Genomic DNA, 21,183 nt, shown 5'->3' on the forward strand with positions numbered 1-21,183 from the left:
TAAAAGCACGCTCATAACACTGTATACGGTCTAAAAAAATGTTCCCATTCGAATACGGTTAATAATGGCCTCTAGATCTTCAAACAAAAAAGGTTTACTCAAAAAATCGTTCATCCCAGACTCTAGGCATTTGCGTTTTACCTCCTCTTCAACATGAGCAGTCAGAGCAATGATCGGCGTTTCACTCCTCCCAGCATTTTTCTCCGCTCCTCGAATAGCGGCTGTGGCTAAAAAGCCGTCCATATCAGGCATATTACAATCCATAAAAATGGCATCGTAGGGCTTATTATCAGTAACCTTTTCCAGCGCAATCCGTCCGGTTTCAACCACATCAACAACACACCCCAATTTTACGAGCAGTTGTTCACAGATCATTTGATTGATTCGGTTATCTTCCGCTAACAATATATGTAAAGTGTGCAATGAATCAGTATGAATACCTGATTCACACCCTAAAGCGGGTAATAATCCCTTTTGAATCTCATCCGTTACAGTAAACGGAAGTTCAACCGTAAAAACACTTCCCACACCAATGGAGCTCTCTACGGAAATTGTCCCCCCCATAAATTCAACTAGGCGTTGCGTAATACTCAACCCCAATCCAGTCCCACGAATATTTGAATTAAATTGATTGACTTGGTAGAACTGATCAAAAATATGTTGCCGATGTTCTGGAGCAATACCAATCCCCGTATCACTCACGGTAAAATTGAATGTCAGAGTATTACCCTCATGATTTTTTTGACAAGAGACCTTAATGGTTATTTCGCCTTCATCAGTGAATTTGAAGGCATTACCAATAAGATTATAGAGCACTTGATGAAGTCGATAAGGGTCACCCTGCACCCATTCAGGGATATCATCCATTATGCAATTCAGTTTTATCGGCTTTTTTTCAAACTGTACTGACAATAACAACACCGCCTCATTAACCACATTACGAGGGTTAAATAGCAGCTGTTCTAATGCCAGTTGTTTTGCATCCATTTTAGAGTAATCAAGAATATTATTAATAATGTGCATCAATGTTCGACCAGCATTATTGATCACATTTACCTGCTGCTGTTGTTGCTCATTCAGATCACTCAGAGCCAACAATTGAGCCATACCAAGCACACCATTCATGGGCGTTCTTATTTCATGGGTCATCGACGCGAGAAAATCCGCTTTCGCCTGAGCTGCCTGCTCGGCGGCAATTTTCGCCTTTTCCAATTCAGCGGCCTGAGCGGATAGGCGCAAATTATCATTCAGTGCTTGCCAGTAAGTGCGATGTTGCTGCTTTCCTGTCTCGAAAATAAACAAGCCATAACCCAATATTAAACAAGCAATGGTATAGCTCCCAGGTGCCTCTAAAAATATTCCGGCGGCTAAAGCAAAGGGGACACAGATAAGAAAACAATAGAGGCGCAATATTTTATAACTAGGCGCCAAGACATTAACGCCCCCAATACTGAGACAGGCCGCTGACATCATATTAATCGTCACCGCGAGATCAACTGAGGGATTAACAAAAAACAACCATGCAGAACAGCTCCCCCACACGATTGCAGATGCTAAGTAGAGAAAACAGTAGTGAGTGTAGTAAGGAGAAACGTTTATCTCATTGTCTGAAAAGAGTTTATTAAACAAAGCCAAGCGATAAATCTGCAATACCAAAAAGCACACAGAAAAAACACCAATAATAAATAGGTGCTCGCGCGCAGTTGTTGAGCTAAAAACCGCTCCCCAAAAGGCAAATAGATAAAATATCCCGCCGTACCTGGAACGTCTGGCAATATCTTTTAAGCTAATATCACTAACTTGACTATCATCAAGCCTATAAAATGCATTCTTCAAAAAAGTTCTCAGAATTTCATGGGGGTTAAGAGTCTTACCTGCATCAACAAAAAGATACCAGTGGACTCAATCATAGAACATTTCAAAAATATTGAGAACTAATAAGTCAGTTTTCCCTTCTTAAAAAAAGCCACTTTGATTAACTGACGATAGTAAACATGGCGCTGGAAACGATCCACAAAAAAAGGCTAACTGAGGGAAAACAGCTAGCCTTTTGCTTACTTGCACACTTCGCTAATTTGTATTGGACTCACTATCCAATCAAATGGCCGCGAATTGGTTCATGGTATTATCTTTACCAGACGCTTTCAGCGCTTGTTCACCAGAGAAATACTCTTTGTGATCATCCCCAATGTTGGAACCAGACATGTCTTGGTGTTTTACACAGGCCAAACCTTGACGAATTTCTTGACGCTGCACTTCTCTTACATAACCCAACATACCTAATTCACCGAAGTAATCTTTCGCCAAGTTATCCGTAGACAACGCGGCAGTATGGTAGGTTGGCAAGGTAATCAAATGATGGAAGATCCCAGCCTGAGCGGCGGCGTCTTTTTGGAAGCGGCGAATACGCTCATCAGCTTCTTCTGCCAATGCACTAGCATCGTAATCTTCTGACATCAGTCTTTCACGTTGATACTGGCTCACGTCTTTGCCTTCTTCCAACCAAGCATCAAATACTTGTTGACGGAAGTTCAGTGTCCAGTTAAAAGATGGACTGTTGTTGTAAACCAACTTAGCATTGGGAACAACGTCACGGATACGGTTCACAAGATTAGCAATTTGCCCAATATGCGGCTTCTCTGTTTCAATCCATAATAAATCCGCCCCATTTTGCAAAGACGTAATGCAATCCAACACCACACGATCCTCACCTGTATTAGGTTTAAAACGCACCAACCCATTGGCTAAGCGAGTGGGCTTGATCACACGATCACCCTGTTTGATGGCCATATCACCCGATTTCATTTGCTCAAGGGAGGTCACTTCTTCTCCATCAATAAAGGCCGTGTATTGCTCAGCCAAGTCACCCGCACTGCGAGACACAGGGATTTTTTGTGTTAGACCTGCGCCCAAAGAGTCGGTACGGGCAACAATCACACCATCATCCACCCCTAGCTCCAAAAAGGCATAGCGAACGGCATTAATTTTTGCCAGGAAGTCTTCATGAGGCACGGTCACTTTCCCATCTTGGTGACCACATTGTTTTGCATCAGACACTTGGTTTTCAATCTGAATACAGCACGCCCCGGCTTCGATCATCTTCTTCGCGAGCAAATAAGTGGCTTCTTCGTTACCAAACCCGGCATCAATATCGGCAATAATCGGCACCACATGAGTTTCAAAGTTATCGATTTTTTGCTGAGCCGCTTGCTCACGGACCTGATCGCCTGCGTCTCTCGCCTCGTCCATTTCTTTAAACAAATGTTGTAACTCACGCGCATCGGCTTGTTTCAAAAAGGTGTACAGTTCTTCGATTAAAGCCGGTACAGACGTTTTTTCATGCATAGATTGATCAGGCAGAGGACCAAATTCAGAACGCATGGCGGCCACCATCCAACCAGACAAATACAAGTAACGACTGCGCGTGGTACCAAAATGCTTCTTAATGGAAATCATTTTTTGCTGACCGACAAAGCCATGCCAGCACCCTAAAGACTGGGTGTAATTCGCTGGATCTTTATCATAGCTTGCCATGTCTTCACGCATGATCTTAGCTGTGTACCTGGCAATATCTAGCCCCGTATTAAAACGGTTTTGTAATTGCATTCTCACCACATATTCTGGGTTCATCGCCGCCCAAGTTGGGCCTTGTTGAGAAAGGCTTTGGCTTACTTGTTGAGTTTTATTTTTATACGTCATCATGTGATTTCTCGCTCTTCAGGTTGTTTAAGATAAAATTAATGTATTTGGATCAAACTTTTGCTCTTAGACGATAAGCATGTAACAAAGGCTCGGTGTAACCGTTAGGCTGATCCGTTCCTTTAAAGATCAAATCTTGCGCCGCTTGGAAGGCATAACTGGTCGATGGATTCTCAGCCATCGATTGGTAACCATCAGTGGCTTTATTTTGCTTATCCACGACTTGAGCCATACGCAGCATTACCTCATCAATTTGCTCCTTACTGCACATGCCATGCAGCAACCAATTGGCCAAATGCTGGCTGGAGATCCGCAAAGTGGCACGGTCTTCCATCAAACCAACGTTATTGATGTCTGGCACTTTGGAACACCCCACGCCAGCCTCAACCCAACGCACGACATACCCTAATAAGCCTTGTACATTGTTCTCGATTTCTCTCTCGATGACTTGGCGAGACAGGGTTAAATTGCTTGGAATCGTCGGGATAAGGAGTAGATCCGTTAGACTCGCTTGCGGACGGAGCTTAATACGTTCTTGCACTTCAAACACATCCACTTGGTGATAATGCAAAGCATGCAGTGTTGCAGCGGTAGGAGAAGGCACCCAAGCCGTACTTGCTCCCGCTTTTGGATGCGCAACTTTTGCCTCCATCATGGCAGCCATCTCATCCGGCATGGCCCACATGCCCTTGCCAATTTGTGCTTTTCCAGACAAACCACATTGCAAGCCAATGGTGACATTGCGATCCTCATAGGCTTGGATCCAAGGCTGATGCTTGATTTGTTCTTTTGGTAAAAAAGGCCCCGCTTGCATACTGGTATGTATCTCATCGCCAGTGCGGTCCAAAAAGCCGGTATTAATGAAAAACACCCGAGATTTCGCCTGACGAATACATTCTTTTAAATTCACTGTCGTGCGACGCTCTTCATCCATAATACCGATCTTAATGGTGTTCTCTGGTAGCCCCAGCATTTGCTCAACTCGACCAAACAGCTCACAACTAAACGCCACCTCCTCGGGTCCATGCATCTTAGGTTTGACAATATAAATACTGCCCGTTTGACTATTGCGAATGCCTGCTGATCTCTGCAAATCCAACGCGCCGATTAACGCCGTGACGACTGCGTCGATTATGCCTTCGGGGGCGAAGTTACCCTGCGCATCCTGCATCAAGTCACATTCCATCAAATGCCCAACATTGCGCACCAACAACAAAGCGCGGCCTGGCAAACGATATTCATTGCCCTCTAAATCTGTATACACACGGTCTGGATTCATTCTGCGAGTTTGTATTTGACCGCCCTTCTCAAAGGTTGCTTCTAGGGTACCTTGCATCAAGCCTAACCAGTTTCGATAGACTTCAATCTTATCTTCCGCATCTACTGCAGCTACCGAATCCTCACAGTCGATAATGGTGCTTAACGCTGACTCAATAACAATGTCGTTAATATTCGCTTTATCCTTAGCACCGTTCAGACCATTGCGATCAAACTGAATTTCCACATGCAAACCATGGTTTCTTAACAGGATGGCTTCCGGCTCGCTACGCTGCCCATTCACCGCGACCAACTGACATGGATGTTTCAACCCTGTTTGGCTGCCATCTTCAAAAAAGGCTAATAGATGACGGTAGTACACCATGTAACTGATGACGTCTTTATGGGAGCCAGACTCCAGTGGAAAGACGTCATCTAAAAACCCTTTGGCTTTCGCAATGACCCGTTCACCACGAACCGCGTTATAACCTTGACGGCTGCCTAATTCCGCGTTTTTTGGGATCACATCAGTGCCGTAAAAGGCATCGTACAAACTGCCCCAACGGGCATTGGCCGCATTCAACGAAAAACGGGCATTCTTCGCAGGCACCACTAATTGAGGTCCTGCCAAAGTCGCGATTTCATCGTCCACATTTGCAGTGGTAATGGTGAAATCTTCCCCTTCAGCGACCAGGTAGCCAATCTCCCGTAAAAAAGCCTCATAGGCAGGTATATCCAATGGTTGTCCTTTATGAGCAAGGTGCCATTGATCAATTTGACGTTGCATCTCATCTCGAGTCGCTAATAATTGACGATTCACAGGCGATAAATCGGTAATCAACTGATCAAGATCACGCCAAAATTTATCAGGCTCGATAGTATGAAGGGGCAACACGTCGTCATTGATGAAACGGTAAAACCCTGAGTGAATCACACTGTTATTTTTTGGTAAGGGCATAGTCATCTCACTTTCCTTCTTAAATCGGTCTGTTCATAGTTACCTACGGCAAAACACCAAGGTTTATCAGGTAGCAAAGGGGTCACTCGTGTTAACCATTGCTTGATTTATAGACTACTCTCTAATAATCTAAAATTTCACAATAAGAATTACACAGTGTAAATTTCACAAAAATGAAAAATAAAAATAGCCTCAACCGTAAAGCCCATTTTTTGGGCACCAAGATCCGCAACCTGCGTAAACGTAACCGTTTGACAATGGAAGACTTATCCGCCCGCTGTATAAAAATGGATGCAGAATCTGCCCCATCGGTGTCTTATTTATCCATGATCGAAAGAGGAAAACGCATTCCTAGTGAGGAGGTATTGGAAGTCATTGCCAGTGTTTTTCAAAAAAATGTGGCTTGGTTTTTAGACGATATTCCCGAGGAAGAAGCCATTACCCCGACAAAAGGCTCGGGTGGCGGCATCAATGGCATGGCATTAGAGCCAAACTTTCTCTTCTCCAAAGAAATTTTGCAAATCGCCATTCCAGAAATGCTTTCCCAAACAGGCACCAGTGGCCGTCAATTTGCCCATTTGCTGATTCGTGCTCACCAAGAGCATCATCAAAATCACTTTCCGGATTTAGAGCGAGCCGCCGAAGAAGTAGGACTCAAGCGCTTACCCTTAAGTCTCGATGACCTGATCACTATCACCAAGCAAATGGGGCTACAAATCAAATGGTTCCGAAAAACGCCTGTAGCCGTCCTACAAGACATGGGCATTGATGAAAGCCATGTGGTGACCTCCTTTTTTGATCCGCCAAGTACCATCTACATCAATCAAATTATGAAAAACCAGCCGCAACGTTTGAAATACAACCTTGCGGTACACATCGGTCACACGGTATTACACGATAAAGATGGGATGAAAAACGTCTTAGTCACAGGACGTAATGAAATCTCGCCACTTCAATCAAAAAGCACTAAGACCCACTCATCAGGCGCTGGCATGGATGCCCAGGACATTCTGTATGCTTGGCGAGACTTCGAGTGCAGCTTTTTTGCTGGCGCTTTACTGTGTCCTAAAGTGCCCTTTCGGCAAATGCTGGATCGCAATGGCTATGAAATCAATACCGCAAAGCTGGCAGATGTGTCTGAATCGGTCACCATGCGGCGCATGACCGCTGCTTCGCCTTATCCCCATTGGCATTACTTTGATGCCTACGCGCCAGGGAAGCTCAAAGCTGTGTATCGGGGCAATGGCATCCCATTGCCTTGGGGAAATATGAGCATGGTGGAAGACCCTTGCCAGCATTGGTCGGTGTTTCGCAAAATCAGCGAGCCAAGTACCGGCACCTCAGCGCAAATATCCATACTCAATGTAGGGGATGAACCACGGATTTATGCTTGTGAATCCGTTAAAGTGCACGACCTAGCGGGCAACAGTCATGTACTTTGTTCCGGCATCGATTTAAACCCAGCCATTGACGCTCAAAGTAAAGATGCCCTAAGCATTGCCGCCGATTTGCGCCAAGCCTGCGTAACCAAAGGAGGCTCCTCAGCCATTCCGAGAAGTATCAAAAAAGACTTAATGAGCGTGGCGAAAATTCTCAATATTAATTGGATAGAACGGGGAATAGACAATGATGCACGCTTGATTTGCTCCCGTGGCGCCGTCTGTCCAAGATCGCCAAGTTGCTATCAGCAATGTGATGCCAAGTAGTTGACTTGTTTGGGGAGAGTTTATCGGGGAGGTCAAGCCTTGTGGTGTTTTGCTTGTGCCAGTGACGTCGTCAGCGCAAAACAACACCCCATGGCTTGGATTTATCAAAACATTTATTGTATACGGCACTGCGTCTATATACGGTTTGGGGAAGTCTATTCTTCTATATCAAAATGACGAGATATATACCCCATGGTATGGGGTAAAATACTTTGACAGAACTCACTCCACTTTTCTGCGTCTTCTTCTTTGTAGTTTGGGTGATCATCTGTGTAAGGGTATTTTAGGCTAACTCTACTCGCTTCATACCCGAGAAGATCAGCTAAAACTTGAGCCTGTTCTTGATTAAGGGTCAGAAAACCATTGTTATATCGAGAAAATATCTCAAGACACTCTGGAAATTGTTCTCTCTCGGCAATTTTCTTTAACGGCTCAAATAGCTCTTTTGGCAACTCAATTTGTTTCACTTTCATCTTAAACCCTTATATTAGTGCAGTGATATCTACCACTCTCGAGCAAACTATTGATCTTTGCAATAAACTCTGACTCCTTCATAGGCCGATAAACATTGATCATTGGGTGCGTTTTATCTGTGAAATTTATGACAAAACCATCAGGTAAAGAACCTTGGGTAATAGACCAAGCCTTTTGTCCCCTGAAAATAAACCTACCTCTTACTTTCTTGTTTCTTAACGTTTCAATGCTATCAGCAAAAGAAAGCCCTTTATGAGGTGAAGGAAGAATCAGTCTATCTTCTACAAATGGATCTTGAGCTAATTGAAAATCAGCAGATCGTAATCTACCGCTCGACAAAAACTGGGGGGTACTACCGCTTTTACTAGATCTAAAAATAGGAGCGTGTAACACATCGATCCAAAAATCTTCTGGACTAGCTGTTGTATAAAATTTATTTTTTACGAAAAATTCCCTAGACATAAACCCTTATCCCTTTTAATCCCTAAATAATACATTTTCCACAAAATAGATAAATAGTTCAAGTATGAGAGGGTAACATTTCAAGTACATTCACTTTACGGAAAAGCTAAGAAATCAGCCTCGTGATAATGAATGGCTTTCGTCACATAAAGGCTAGATATCACAGTGCCAGCACTGATGATAAAAGAAATCCCCCCGCAAATTCTAACGAGGCATCTAAATCATTTTTCATTACAGGCCAAGAGGATCCCAACACGGCATCCGGCAGGCCTAAACTAATAAAAGCAATATAGATAATAAAAAGGAGCAGCATGATGACGTATACACATTGAAATTAATAAACATATCCTTGTAAGACAGCAACCAGCTCTCTGAATACCGTTTTACAAGCTGGACTTTTTCTTAGATCCTCATGCATCGTCACCCAGGTATCCATTTCAAAACAAAAATCCTCGGCCAATAAGCGTACCAAACTCTTGTCTCGCTCTGCCAAACCTATCTGACAAAGGCCAATTCCCGCCCCCGCACGAATCAAAGCCAATTGCGCGACATTGCTATCGGCACGCAACACAAAACTGTCTTTTTCTAAGGGAAAAGGAAGCTTTTTTGCCACAGAACGAATGTAATCCGTTAGTCTGTCAAAGCCAATCAAACGATGCGCTTCAAGATCCGCCAGAGTGGATGGCGTACCATGTTTTGTTAGATAACACGTATGAGCAAAAAAACCGACGCCTATATTACCAATACGTCTTGCAATCAACTGGGTTTGCTTAGGACGAAACATACGTATCGCTATATCAGCCTCCCGACTCAAAAGATCTTGCACCTTATCCGACAATGCCAATTCTAGATGAATATTCGGAAAACGCTCGGCAATATCGGCAAAGATCGTCGGCAAAATTTCGATTCCTATTACATCGCTGGTGGTGACACGTACCGTACCTTGAATATCGTCACCATGACGACTCGTAACACGTTCCATAGCAGCGGCAATATTCGCCATTTCACTAGCAGGCAGTAATAGAGCATTGGCGGCATCGGTAGGCGTTAATCCCCCTTGGGTACGAATAAACAGAGTGATATTCAGTACCCGCTCTAACTCAGCAATATGTCGCCCAATGGTTGGCTGAGTGGAACCAAGGGCACGGGCTGCTGCCGATAAAGACCCCTCTTGCATGACGCCAAGAAAGGATCGATACAATTCCCATCCAATGTCTTTATTCATACAAAAATGTATAGCCACTCTATTGTTTTCGTTAATTTCATTTAGCTAGAAGAGTATCTAACCTTGCTTGATCAATCTACTTATTTAGAAAACCGTCACTTGGAGAAAATGATGATTCAGCAAAAAAATGACACACCAAAGGCCTTAATACTTGGCGCAACGGGCGGTATTGGTCGCGAAGTCACACATCAACTAAGCAAAGCCGGATGGCTCATTAACGCCCTCAAACGTGGCGCTTACCACCCTACGGAAAACGACAATATTACTTGGTTTCAAGGGGATGCACTCAATCAGGCAGATGTGGAAGCCGCAGCTCAAGGTTGTTGCGTGATATTGCATGGCGTCAATCCACCAGGCTATAAACATTGGGAAGACTTAGTGTTACCTATGCTGAACAACACGATTGCTGTCGCTAAGAAAATCGGCGCTTGCATCGTACTCCCTGGTACGGTCTACAACTACGGACCAGATGCTTTTCCTTTATTGAATGAGCTATCCTTACAAAACCCAGTGACTAAAAAAGGTCAAATTCGCGTAGAAATGGAACGACGCTTACAAGATTTTTCCGAACAAGGTGGACAGGTAATCATAGTCCGAGCAGGAGATTTCTTTGGGCCAAATGCCGCCAACAATTGGTTTTCTCAAGGGTTAATCAAGCCAAACAAACCAGTAAAAAACATCAAAAACCCTTCAACCACTAATGTGGGGCACCAATGGGCTTACTTACCCGATGTCGCAGCCACCATGCTCAAATTGATTGAAACTCGCCACACATTAGACGCCTTTGCCACTTTTCATATGAGTGGATTTTGGGATCAAGATGGTACGCAAATGGCAAAAGCCATTCGTCGGGTAGTAGAAAAGCATACCCGAAAAGCGCCTAATATTTCGGTCTTTCCTTGGTGGCTAATGCCCCTCATTGCCCCCTTCAACGAAACCCTAAGAGAAATGATGGAAATGAAATACCTATGGCAACAACCTATCCGAATGAACAACAGTAAACTGCTAGCACAGTTAGGAGAAGAGCCCACCACCCCCATAGATCAAGCCGTAGAGAACACATTAAAGGGGTTAGGCTGTTTACCTTAAGGGAGCAGGGACTTAGCTAGCAGAAAATAACAAAACGCTTTAGTATCGTTGAAGCTCTTGTATTGCCCTACTTTATTCCACAAGGGACATAAAGACATTATTTAGTGTTAGCGAAAATAGAACCATTAGGAAGCCGTACTACCCACAACGAATCAAATAACAGCAGTATCCTTCAGTAGGGAGATAATCTATGCCAGTCATCACCATCCAGCAATCACCTGGTCGAAGCAAAGAGCAGAAGCAATTGTTAATAAAACGTATAACAGAAGCGTTTGAAGAAGCCTATGAGTTACCTCCTGAAGCGGTGACGGTCTTCTTTCAAAATTTCGATGATGAACATTGGGGAAAAGCAGGAAGGTTACATTGCGATAAAAAAGCCGCTCAACAGGACTAAGCTATAAGATTTATCCGCTGAATGGGCTCCGTTTACGCTCATTGACAGATGCTTTAGATGTTTTGTGGATAGCGATAGGAAAACGCCATTTATTGGTAATTGGCTCTATCGACTCTATCAAAATAAACCTACAAGTATTAAAATTGTCGCAAACTCCCCTCCCTTCAGTTAAGGATTTTTTTTCATGACTTTGTCGACCGGCCAGTCAACGAATGTTGTCGTTGTTAGTAACTCTTCCGATAATCCATTTGCTATTGATATTGCCTATGCAATGGGTCAGTACGATGATATTGATGATATTATCAGTATGAAACAATTCATGAACTCCGAGTTCTGCCCGCGTTTCATCTCTGACGAACATGACTTCGACAACATTGGTCGCAAACTAAGAGGCAAGTCTGTGATCATTGTGAGTACCACCAGCCATGTAAAAAGTCGCCAAGAATTGGCCATGGCAAACTTGATCATCGCTCGAGCAGCAAAAGAGAACGGAGCGGCTCGCGTGATCCTTGTCGAGCCAGACTTATTTTACAGCGCACAGGATCGTGGACCTCATCTGAGCTTAGGCGAAACCAGTTTTCAACGTGACATTAAAGACGTAAAGAAATTCGATGGCCAACCTTTTACCGCTAAGCTCTATGCCCAAATGCTCAAGCTATCGGGCGTCGATACGGTTATGACGATACATAATCACTCCGATTCAGTACAAAAGATGTTTAACGAGGTCTTTGAGGGAGACTTTCATAATCTCATTCCTTATGAAATTTACGCCCACTACTTGTTAAACTCCGATATGTTGGATTACGGTGAAAACGGTGAAGGCTTGGTATTGTGTGCACCGGATAAAGGCGCTCGTGATTTCGTCAAACAGATGTTCCATACCCTTGGCTTACCAAAAGCGAAGTTCATCATGCTAGACAAAGAGCGAACCGATGAGCGTAAAGTCGAAATCACCCTACACAAAGAAAGCGAACACACCTTTGATGGGTTGGATGGTGCCAGCATTGTCTTATTCGACGACATGGTTCGAACCGGTTCTACGGTGGTGAAATCCTGCCAATTCCTACAACAAATAAACCCCAAACGTATGGTATTCGCTGTATCACACTTTTATGCCAGCGACGAAGGCCGCCAACGTATGGCGCACCCAGCCCTTGGTGAAATCCTTACCTTGAACACTCTACCAACAATTCTAAACCGTGACGAACAAGGTCGCTTGCGGAAAAAAATGGTGGTGCTAAAAGTCGAAAAATGGCTGGCCCAAGAGCTTTGCAATATCCTTGATTTGCCACAGAACCATGAGCCAAACCCTTATAAAATCGACATGTCGTCTAAAAACCCTCGCTTCAAGCGTAAAATCTGGTTTAGCGAAGAATTACAAGAACTAAAAAATAAAAAGTAAGCCTTTTAAAATCACGCCTTACTATTGAACAAAAAGCCCAGATTAGACAAAGTCTTATCTGGGCTTTTTGTTCAAAGAAGACCCTTAAGAAAATACTAATTCACGCTGTAAAGTAATGCCATAATAGTAAGCATAACGAGTGATAACATAAGCAACAACAAACGTAGCGATGACAAGCTCTACCTCTGCGATAACCCCCAAAAGTTGAATCACAGCAACATCCATTCCCCATGCAATGCACTGCGCTTGTACTTTAAACAAAGCCGTCGCACCAATCGCTAAAGGAAAAGTAAAAGCGGCATAACCTGGGCTAAAAGGCAGTCTTAATAAACGCAGGGCAAATCGATAAATCGTTGCTGTTTTCAGTAGTGCTATTCCTAATAAAACCAACACAAACCATTTAGAGGGTGCATCCACAACGGTTAAATAGCCCGCCAAACAGACACTGGCAGGTGCTGCCATAATGGCAAAAGTGGGTTTGGCGTTATCCGGTAATTCTCCACAATACCTCAAGCGATACACCATGAGAGGCAAAAGAACCAAATAACAAGCAATGCCAAACCAAAGAATGCCTTCTGCCAAGGGCTGAAATAAAGACGTTGGATAACTAATCGCTGCGACGATAATGCCCACTGGCGGCACAAACCAGCTTGGCACCATATCCGCCAAAGTAAACCCTTTGTATCTGTGATACACAAAAGTCACAAGAAACACCGTATGAATCGCAATCGCAAACAACCACAAAGCGACCGCCAGCTTCGGCATAAAATGATGAAGCGACATGGTAATCACCATCAATGCCATCGCGAACGTTGGCACCACACTTCCCACGACAGGATGCTGTAGATCCTGTACCAATAATCTCGGGTGCAAGGAGAATTTCCCAACCAGCAACATCAATAAAAAGGTGCCAATAGTCGCAGAGAAATACGGTAAAAAAGAAGACTCTTGAACAACAAAATGCCAGCTACACCCTAAACTGGCAATACCCAGAGCAAGACCCGCTATGGGGGTTGGCGCAAAAGACAATCGATGACGCAATAATGTAAACATAACCTGACTCCAAGCTATCAATTAGGAATAAGATTATGGTAAAAGGATATATGTAATCGTAAAATCTAAATGTTTTTAATAAGTCGTTCGGTTTTACTAAACAACACATATAAGATTCAATCAGATGAAAATCACACTACAACAAATCCGAGTGTTTTCCGCTGTGGCTCGCCACGGTAATTTAACCACTGCGGCAGACATTCTTTGCCTTAGTAAAGGTGCCCTATCTCAATCCCTGCAGCAACTTGAAAGCCATTTAGATACCCCTTTGTTTGATCGCGTTCACCCAAGGCTGCAGCTCAATCAACAAGGTAAACGCTTATTACCCATGGCTGACGAATTAATTGAACGGGCAGGCGAAATCGAGCACACCTTTGGCAAACACACAGATAACCTAGGAGCCCTTCACATTGGTGCCAGCCAAACAATCGGGAATTATTTGTTACCCCACTTGTTAGCAGAGCAAGGTATCGAGCAACAACAGGAAACCAAAGTTACCATCACCAACAGCCAAACCTTATGCCAAATGCTGCTCAACTTCGAATTAGACATGGCATTAATTGAAGGACAACACGGCTATCAAGAACTCGTCACAACACAGTGGATTCAAGATACTATGCTACTGATTTGCTCAGCAGAGCATCCTTTAGCACAAAAAACATCGCTAACACTCAATGACCTAAACGATCAAGATTGGGTGTTGCGAGAAACGGCCTCTGGTAGCCGACAGCAATTCGAACGACGTATTCGCCCATCCCTGAGTAATATCACATCTGTTTTGGAGCTAAGTAGTTTGGAGTCCGTACTATTAGCGGTAGAACGAGGCTTAGGAATCAGCTTTATCTCCAACCTCGCAGCGAAAGACAAACTAGCAATAGGACGAATTCATAAAATAAACATCGAGCAAAATTTTCCCCGTCAATTACACCTTGTCTGGCATAAACAAAAATACTTAACGGGACGATTACAGCATTTCAGTCAATTTTTAAAAGACTGGGGGGAACATCACAACCTGTCATAATGTTATAGAAACAGGCTTGTCATGATTGATTCAATTAATAGTGATAAAGGGCAACTTTTCATGCTGACGATCAAAATAAATTTATCATATAGCGCTTTCTCTTCTTCCCCAATAAGCACATACTCATCTCGTTACATAGCCCCGTAACACAGCCCTTAGGTTGGCCTAAAGCGACTTCAGGTTTATTGAGTGATAACAAATGGTGACTATCATGAGTAAGGGTCAAGACAGCAAAAAGAACGCTAAGAAAAAGCCTCTTTTAACAGCAAAAGAAAAAAAAGCGGCTAAGAACACTAAGAAAAACGAAACCAGTATCTTAGGCAGCAAATAAGAATCAAAAGGCCACCACAATATTGTGATGGCCTTTGTTATATAACCTTGCTAATCAGCACTCACGCAGGTATGTCACCCACGAAATGCCAGTAATAAAATATCTTTGATTTTTCGGTCTATTTCTATGTCTGCGCTCTCAAAATCCACTTTCTCAACTAGATACAAAAAAGGCTGAATAGCACGCAATTTCTTCACCGCCTGAGGGTCATCACTCAGTAGCACCGACACATATGAAAAAGCATCATAATAGGCAAAAGCCTGTTTTTTTAGTGCATTCAGATAGGAGTCAACCGCTTCATCGCCAAATACCTGTTTAATCGCCATAATCGAGCCATAAACAGTAGCGCCTTCATACAATGCATTCGTCTCAGCGCCTGCTTTCCCCACAGGATTCAAGCCACGAACCATTTCTTGAATCACGTCTGCAAGTAGCATCACATCATTGGTGAAGCTTCTCGAGGGTATTTGAATTTTATATTGGTAAGGGGCATTATCATTTTCGAACAACAGCACAGGTTTAGCCGAGTTATCATCGATTTCAAAACCCACAAACTCTGCTTGGGAAGGCGCTTTGCCAAATAAAAATTCAACCGCTGGCAACCAAGCCGTACGTAATTTTTCTAACTGTTCAATATGTACCGATTTTGACTCAGTCACAACCTCTTCCTTCTTCAAACTTTTATACAATGGGCGTCATCAACTTGGCTGACACCTTAGATGAGCAGAACCTTATCACATACACAAGATTTCGGCAGTTGAAATTGTCCCATGGTCTCACCCCACGACGAAGCATCAGAAGCCATTCATTTGCCACTATTGGGGGACTCTTCTTCAAGAGTGAACAGCGGCCACGACAGTCATAGCCCAAAAAACTACCTTAATTGGCTATCTTTACTACCAGCACGGTTATATAAAGAAGAACGACCTTTCTTCTCCTGCTCGGACTGACACGCTATACACAAACGGACGCCAGGAATCGCCTTGCGCCGTTTCTCAGGGATTAGGGCATCACACTCTTCACAATGGGTCAAACTCTCTCCTTTGGGCAGGCTTTGCTTAGCACGCTCAACTTCAGAATCTACCGTTGCATCTATTTGATCTTGTACTGCGCCATCTTGCGCCCACCCACTGGCCATGATAACTCCCCCTTACTAACGTACCTTGATGAATATCTTACCGCCCTTTTCTCACGACAATATAGGGGCATTCACACTATCGCCATCAAAAAAATGGCCATATAATACATATTTATAACACTATTTTTACACCAACCTTTCCCCTCTCGTTCGACTAAACACACAAGAATACATAAATGAAACATAATACACTTAGAATTCACTGCATGCGCTCATTGTCCTCTCTCATAAAAATGCTCTCGGTAATTATTAAGCGGTTGTGGATCGTCAACAAAACAGGGGAAATATAATGAAAAAAACACTTTTAGTGGTTAGCTTAGGCAGCCTCAGTATAACGACTGTTTATGCAGGTGGTATGGACCGCTCAGGTCAGCCCATTACAGCCCTGTTTGAAAAAGGCACCTATTTAGAGCTCAACGCTTATACCGTTAAACCCAATATCTCTGGTTCTTTGGGTCCTCTTCACTCTGGTGATGTCAGCAAACGCTTTACACAATTTGGCGGTGCTTATAAACAAGATCTTTCAAACGACTGGTCGATGGCAATCATAGTCGATCAACCCTACGGCGCCGATCTTCGCTACCCATCAGGGACGGGTTATCCACTTGCAGGCACCACCGCCTCGGTAGACTCGGTGGAAGTAAGCGGCATCTTGCGCTACAAAATTAATACGCCTTTTTCGGTCTACGCAGGCGCACGAAATCTTACCTCCAAGGGAAAAGTGCATTTACCCAGTGCCACCTACTCGATGAAGACCGACACTCAAAACGATTGGGGCTACTTAGTAGGGGTAGCCTATGAAATTCCCGACATAGCTCTACGGGCCGCACTGACGTATAACTCACCAATAAAGATCCACTTTCACAATAAAGAAGCCATCACAAGCAATTCACTGGCCGCCGAAACACCACTTAATGTCACCATGCCGAAATCCATCAATTTTGACTTTCAGACGGGCATCACTCCCACCACACTATTACTGTTTTCAGCACGTTGGGTCGAATGGAAAAAAACGCAAATTACGCCCCAGTTTTACACAACCTATATCAGTCCAGGAGAAAATATCGTTGATTACGGTGAAAATACGATTTCTTATCGCTTAGGCATTGGTCAAAAAATCACAGACACTTGGTCCGGCTCATTGGCGGTGGCCTATGAAAAATCGTCCGGTGATATCGTCAGCAACCTTTCCCCAACCGATGGCTATAAAGCCTTAATTGTCGGACTGAAATATCAAGCAACACCAAGTACGGCCATTGCGGCAGGAGTCAGCTACTCATGGATTGGTGATGCCAAAACCAGCCTATCGGGAAACGAAACCAAATTCGATAATAATCATGCCACTGGATTGGGGATAAAAGTGTCCCATCATTTCTAAACACACTCACGTTAGATTTATGAAAAGACCTCAGGCGAGGTCTTTTTTGGCTTCACGATCGGCCATCACCAACACCACGCCACCGACGATAAAAAAGACCATCAACGACAACACGCCAAGTGAATATCCTGTAAACTGCAGGCCAGCGAACGCAAGTACATGCCCCTTCATAAAATAAGTAAACAACGCAATCAAAGCGGGCCCTAAAATAGCGGCAAACTTACCAAAGATATTAAAAAAACCAAAGAATTCCGCCGATTGCTCAGGCGGAATCAAAGAGCCAAAATACGATCGACTCAAAGACTGAACCCCGCCCTGCGCGGTACCAATCAACACCGCCAGTAGAATAAAAGCGCCATTAATCCAAGACGATGGCATAGACTCCATCAAAGCCGCCACAAGGGTAATCACCCCATAGGTAGCAATGCCAAAAAGAATCATGCTGCGCGTTCCAAGGGACTCAGATAAGCGACCGTACAACAAGGTACTAGGCCAAGCGATAATCTGGATAGCTAATACGATCAGCACTAAATCCACCTGTCCCATGGTCGAGTTTTTCATACCAAAGTCCATCGCCATAACAATGATGGTATCGACCCCATCAATATAAAGAAAATAGCCAATTAAAAAGAGATAAATCGCCCGTTGTTGTTTGATTTTTGCCACTGTCTGCGCCAGTCGACGCCAAGTATCTTTTAAAGGGGTTGTAGAGGGCGGGATACCGTACTTTTGTTCGACATTTTTTAGCAAGGGTACAGTGAAAATCAGCCACCAAACAGCGGTAATCAAAAACGCCGAGGCAAATCCCATCATCGTAATGCCATCGTCATTTTTGAAAAAAGCAAAAATAATACCTAGCGCGATAACAAACGGAATGGTCGAACCGATATAGCCCCATGCAAACCCTGCCGCAGACACTTTATCCAAACGATCTTTGGGTGAAACATCCAACAAAAAGGCATTATAAAAAATATTCGCCCCAGCAAACCCCAACATAGCAATATTGTAAATCACCGCCGCTAACAACCACTGAGTATCCCCCACTAATATCATGGAGGTAACACTGATAATTCCTAAAAAGGCAAACACACTAAATAGCTTTTTCTTATTCCCTTGGTAATCGGCAAAGGTGCCAAGCAACGGCGAAATAATAGCAATCAATAAAAATGCGACCGCATTAATCAGACCAATAGCAGTGGTACTGTCTTCTGGTGCAAGGCCCGCACGCTGACTGATGGTATTAAAAAAAATCGTATAGATCGTCGTTGAGATGATTAACGCAAAAGCCGAGTTACCGACATCATAGACAACCCAGCTACGTTCAGTTTTCGTAAAAGCATTGGACACAATGCGACTCCCTTAATAAAGATGACAGATCTTTAGAAAATGACAAAACATGTCGACCCTATCATGCACTACAGCCAACCACCCCAATCAGATGTCCCTCTTTATGCTGAGTTCTTGTCATAAATCAAATCATTCTGTGGCCAGCAGGGCCACAATAGCATCAAAGATCACGAAAAAACATGTGGCCTAAATATACAAAGAGGTAAACATCATGAGTAGTACATTCTATATACCTGCTGTAAACATCATGGGCGAAAACGCGCTTAATGATGCCGTCAAACAAATTCAAGCATTAGGTTTTACGCAAGCGCTGATAGTGACGGACCCAGGCATGACCAAACTAGGCGTGACAACCGAAGTCCAAACCCTTCTGCAAGAACAGGGGATACAAAGCTTGGTATACGATGGCGTTCAACCTAACCCAACGGTTGAGAATGTGAATGCGGGTCTTGATGTTTTGCATACGCACAAATGTGACTGTGTTATCTCTCTTGGCGGTGGCTCTGCCCATGATTGCGCCAAAGGTATTGCACTGGTTGCGACAAATGGTGGTCACATTAGTGACTACGAAGGCGTGGATGTTTCTAAAAAGCCACAACTACCATTAATCAGCATCAATACCACCGCAGGCACCGCCTCTGAAATGACACGTTTCTGTATCATTACAGACCAAGAACGTCATATAAAAATGGCCATTGTCGATCAAAATGTCACACCAATCCTATCGGTTAACGACCCAAGATTAATGGCGGGAATGCCCTCAGCTCTTACCGCAGCAACGGGGATGGATGCCTTAACCCATGCCATTGAAGCCTACGTATCTACCGCAGCCGATCCGATTACTGACGCTTGCGCCATTAAGGCCATTGAACTCATCCGTGACAACCTACACGAAGCGGTTCACAACGGATCTAATATGGAAGCTCGCACTCAAATGGCTTATGCACAGTTTCTAGCGGGGATGGCCTTTAATAATGCCTCTTTGGGCTATGTACATGCCATGGCGCACCAACTTGGTGGATTCTATGACCTGCCTCACGGTGTTTGTAACGCTGTTTTATTACCCCATGTGCAACGCTACAACAGCCAAGTGGCGGCCCCTCGTCTGAAAGACGTTGCGAAAGCCCTAGGTGTGGAAGTACAGGGAATGAGTGACAAAGAAGGCGCGGATGAAGCCATTGCTGCCATCGTCAAGTTATCTCAGAGCGTGAATATCCCTGCTGGCTTAAAAGAGCTAGGTGCGAAAGAAGAAGATTTCGCCACATTGGCAAGCAATGCGATGAAAGACGCCTGTGGATTCACCAACCCAATTCAACCAAGCCATGAAGACGTCGTCGCCATCTTCAAATCGGCTTTCTAACCCAACCGCGGCGAAACACCGGCCTTGTAGCCCATCTACAAGGCCTTTTTTCCAAAATTTGATATGTGCCTTTCATTCCGTTTCCAAGCACCGAAAGCCTTTCCTATTAAGCATATACAAAAGCACTTTTTAAGTGTCGCGCCTCATTTTTTCAGGATAAAGCTTAGCGATTACTTAACAAAATCCCGCCCCCCATAGTGATAAATAAACCACCCGTCACTTTAGATATTTTGGCTTCCATGTTCTTCAAAGAGAAGCGTTTCCCTAAACGAGCTATGCCAAAAGCGTAACCGATGTGGACGCAGGTAACGATAGCGCAGATGGTGACAAACATAACGGAAAACTGTTGGTAGGCAGGCGAATCAAGCGTTAAAAACTGAGGTAAAAAAGCCGATAAAAAGATCAATGTTTTGGGATTACTCGCCGATACCAAAAAAGCTTCGACAAAAAGGGCTCCGCCTGTTTTCGTTTGAGTGACTTTTGTCTCCACTGCATCAAACGCTGACTTTTTGTTCGACCTAAGCGCCTTGATACCAAGATAGATCAAATAGGTTCCACCCATGATCTTCATCACCAAAAACCAAGTGGGTAACGTTTGCAAGAGAGCACCCACCCCCAACGCCACAAGACAGACAATAATAAACTGACAAGAGAGGTTCCCCAAAATGGTAATAAAAGCCGACTTCCAACCAAACTGGATGCTATTTTTAAGCACCAATAATACGTTCGGCCCAGGAGAAAGCGTGGTCACTAAATACGCCAAGAAAAACACCGTCCATATGTGAAATGCCATCATTCATCCCTCTCTATTGATAAAAATCCGCTAAAAATATAAAACCCAAAATCCAGACCGACAGGTTAAGATAAGGCACCATGACCGACATAATCG

18 protein-coding genes are annotated in these 21,183 nt (G+C 43.9%); 7 read left to right on the forward strand and 11 right to left on the reverse strand.

Annotated features, from left to right (window positions below):
- Window positions 1-30 precede the first annotated feature (30 nt).
- The 3 genes from AC0VYI_RS19485 to AC0VYI_RS19495 all read right to left on the reverse strand — a co-directional run bounded on the left by AC0VYI_RS19485 (window position 31) and on the right by AC0VYI_RS19495 (window position 5,920).
- Window positions 31-1,836, reverse strand: a complete 1,806-nt coding sequence (locus tag AC0VYI_RS19485) for an ATP-binding protein (protein ID WP_475444965.1) — start codon at window positions 1,834-1,836, stop codon at window positions 31-33.
- A gap of 261 nt (window positions 1,837-2,097) precedes the next feature.
- Window positions 2,098-3,702, reverse strand: coding sequence for an isocitrate lyase (locus AC0VYI_RS19490; RefSeq protein ID WP_475444967.1), 1,605 nt, complete (start codon window positions 3,700-3,702; stop codon window positions 2,098-2,100).
- Window positions 3,703-3,751: 49 nt separating this feature from the next.
- Window positions 3,752-5,920, reverse strand: a complete 2,169-nt coding sequence (locus AC0VYI_RS19495) for a malate synthase G (protein ID WP_475444969.1) — start codon at window positions 5,918-5,920, stop codon at window positions 3,752-3,754.
- Window positions 5,921-6,087: 167 nt separating this feature from the next.
- Here AC0VYI_RS19495 and AC0VYI_RS19500 point away from each other — a divergent pair, with 167 nt between their 5' ends.
- Window positions 6,088-7,620, forward strand: a complete 1,533-nt coding sequence (locus AC0VYI_RS19500) for a DUF3612 domain-containing protein (protein ID WP_475444971.1) — start codon at window positions 6,088-6,090, stop codon at window positions 7,618-7,620.
- 155 nt (window positions 7,621-7,775) lie between these two features.
- On the opposite strand, the gene AC0VYI_RS19505 is transcribed toward AC0VYI_RS19500, so the two are convergent.
- The 3 genes from AC0VYI_RS19505 to AC0VYI_RS19515 all read right to left on the reverse strand — a co-directional run bounded on the left by AC0VYI_RS19505 (window position 7,776) and on the right by AC0VYI_RS19515 (window position 9,781).
- Entirely contained in the window at window positions 7,776-8,093 is a 318-nt protein-coding gene (locus AC0VYI_RS19505) for a hypothetical protein (protein ID WP_475444972.1), read from the reverse strand.
- Between the two features lies 1 nt (window position 8,094).
- Entirely contained in the window at window positions 8,095-8,556 is a 462-nt protein-coding gene (locus AC0VYI_RS19510; protein ID WP_475444974.1) for a hypothetical protein, read from the reverse strand.
- 334 nt (window positions 8,557-8,890) lie between these two features.
- A complete protein-coding gene (locus AC0VYI_RS19515; RefSeq protein ID WP_475444975.1) occupies window positions 8,891-9,781 on the reverse strand; it encodes a LysR family transcriptional regulator in 891 nt (296 codons plus the stop codon).
- 63 nt (window positions 9,782-9,844) lie between these two features.
- Between AC0VYI_RS19515 and AC0VYI_RS19520 the strand changes: the two genes are divergently transcribed.
- From AC0VYI_RS19520 to AC0VYI_RS19530, 3 genes are all read left to right on the forward strand, one after another.
- Window positions 9,845-10,870 carry an NAD-dependent epimerase/dehydratase family protein gene (locus AC0VYI_RS19520; protein ID WP_475444977.1) on the forward strand — a complete coding sequence of 342 codons (1,026 nt, stop codon included), beginning with the start codon at window positions 9,845-9,847 and terminating at the stop codon, window positions 10,868-10,870.
- A gap of 190 nt (window positions 10,871-11,060) precedes the next feature.
- On the forward strand, window positions 11,061-11,264 hold the full coding sequence (locus AC0VYI_RS19525) for a tautomerase family protein (RefSeq protein ID WP_199474217.1): 204 nt from the start codon (window positions 11,061-11,063) through the stop codon (window positions 11,262-11,264).
- Window positions 11,265-11,448: 184 nt separating this feature from the next.
- Complete coding sequence (locus tag AC0VYI_RS19530) at window positions 11,449-12,666, forward strand: ribose-phosphate diphosphokinase (RefSeq protein WP_475444978.1); 1,218 nt, start codon at window positions 11,449-11,451, stop codon at window positions 12,664-12,666.
- A gap of 84 nt (window positions 12,667-12,750) precedes the next feature.
- Here the strand turns inward: AC0VYI_RS19530 and AC0VYI_RS19535 are convergent, their stop codons facing one another.
- A complete protein-coding gene (locus AC0VYI_RS19535; RefSeq protein WP_475444980.1) occupies window positions 12,751-13,719 on the reverse strand; it encodes a TDT family transporter in 969 nt (322 codons plus the stop codon).
- A gap of 124 nt (window positions 13,720-13,843) precedes the next feature.
- Here AC0VYI_RS19535 and AC0VYI_RS19540 point away from each other — a divergent pair, with 124 nt between their 5' ends.
- Window positions 13,844-14,740 (forward strand): LysR substrate-binding domain-containing protein, encoded by an 897-nt coding sequence (locus tag AC0VYI_RS19540; protein ID WP_475444982.1) that lies wholly within the window; start codon window positions 13,844-13,846, stop codon window positions 14,738-14,740.
- A 405-nt stretch (window positions 14,741-15,145) separates the two neighbouring features.
- On the opposite strand, the gene AC0VYI_RS19545 is transcribed toward AC0VYI_RS19540, so the two are convergent.
- Both AC0VYI_RS19545 and AC0VYI_RS19550 read right to left on the reverse strand, forming a co-directional pair.
- Window positions 15,146-15,730, reverse strand: coding sequence for a hypothetical protein (locus AC0VYI_RS19545; protein ID WP_475444984.1), 585 nt, complete (start codon window positions 15,728-15,730; stop codon window positions 15,146-15,148).
- Between the two features lie 215 nt (window positions 15,731-15,945).
- Window positions 15,946-16,209, reverse strand: coding sequence for a DksA/TraR family C4-type zinc finger protein (locus AC0VYI_RS19550; RefSeq protein WP_199474207.1), 264 nt, complete (start codon window positions 16,207-16,209; stop codon window positions 15,946-15,948).
- Between the two features lie 289 nt (window positions 16,210-16,498).
- Between AC0VYI_RS19550 and AC0VYI_RS19555 the strand changes: the two genes are divergently transcribed.
- Window positions 16,499-17,587, forward strand: a complete 1,089-nt coding sequence (locus AC0VYI_RS19555) for an OmpP1/FadL family transporter (RefSeq protein WP_475444986.1) — start codon at window positions 16,499-16,501, stop codon at window positions 17,585-17,587.
- 30 nt (window positions 17,588-17,617) lie between these two features.
- Here AC0VYI_RS19555 and AC0VYI_RS19560 read toward each other — a convergent pair whose 3' ends face one another.
- On the reverse strand, window positions 17,618-18,934 hold the full coding sequence (locus AC0VYI_RS19560) for an MFS transporter (RefSeq protein ID WP_475444988.1): 1,317 nt from the start codon (window positions 18,932-18,934) through the stop codon (window positions 17,618-17,620).
- Between the two features lie 211 nt (window positions 18,935-19,145).
- On the opposite strand from AC0VYI_RS19560, the gene yiaY reads away from it, so the two are divergent.
- Window positions 19,146-20,294 (forward strand): L-threonine dehydrogenase, encoded by a 1,149-nt coding sequence (gene yiaY / locus AC0VYI_RS19565; protein ID WP_475444990.1) that lies wholly within the window; start codon window positions 19,146-19,148, stop codon window positions 20,292-20,294.
- 163 nt (window positions 20,295-20,457) lie between these two features.
- Here the strand turns inward: yiaY and AC0VYI_RS19570 are convergent, their stop codons facing one another.
- Entirely contained in the window at window positions 20,458-21,090 is a 633-nt protein-coding gene (locus tag AC0VYI_RS19570; RefSeq protein WP_475444992.1) for a LysE family translocator, read from the reverse strand.
- Between the last annotated feature and the right edge of the window lie 93 nt (window positions 21,091-21,183).

The organism is Marinomonas sp. 63XJN7_9_ISO-PGPR-S23-217 (assembly GCF_056173515.1).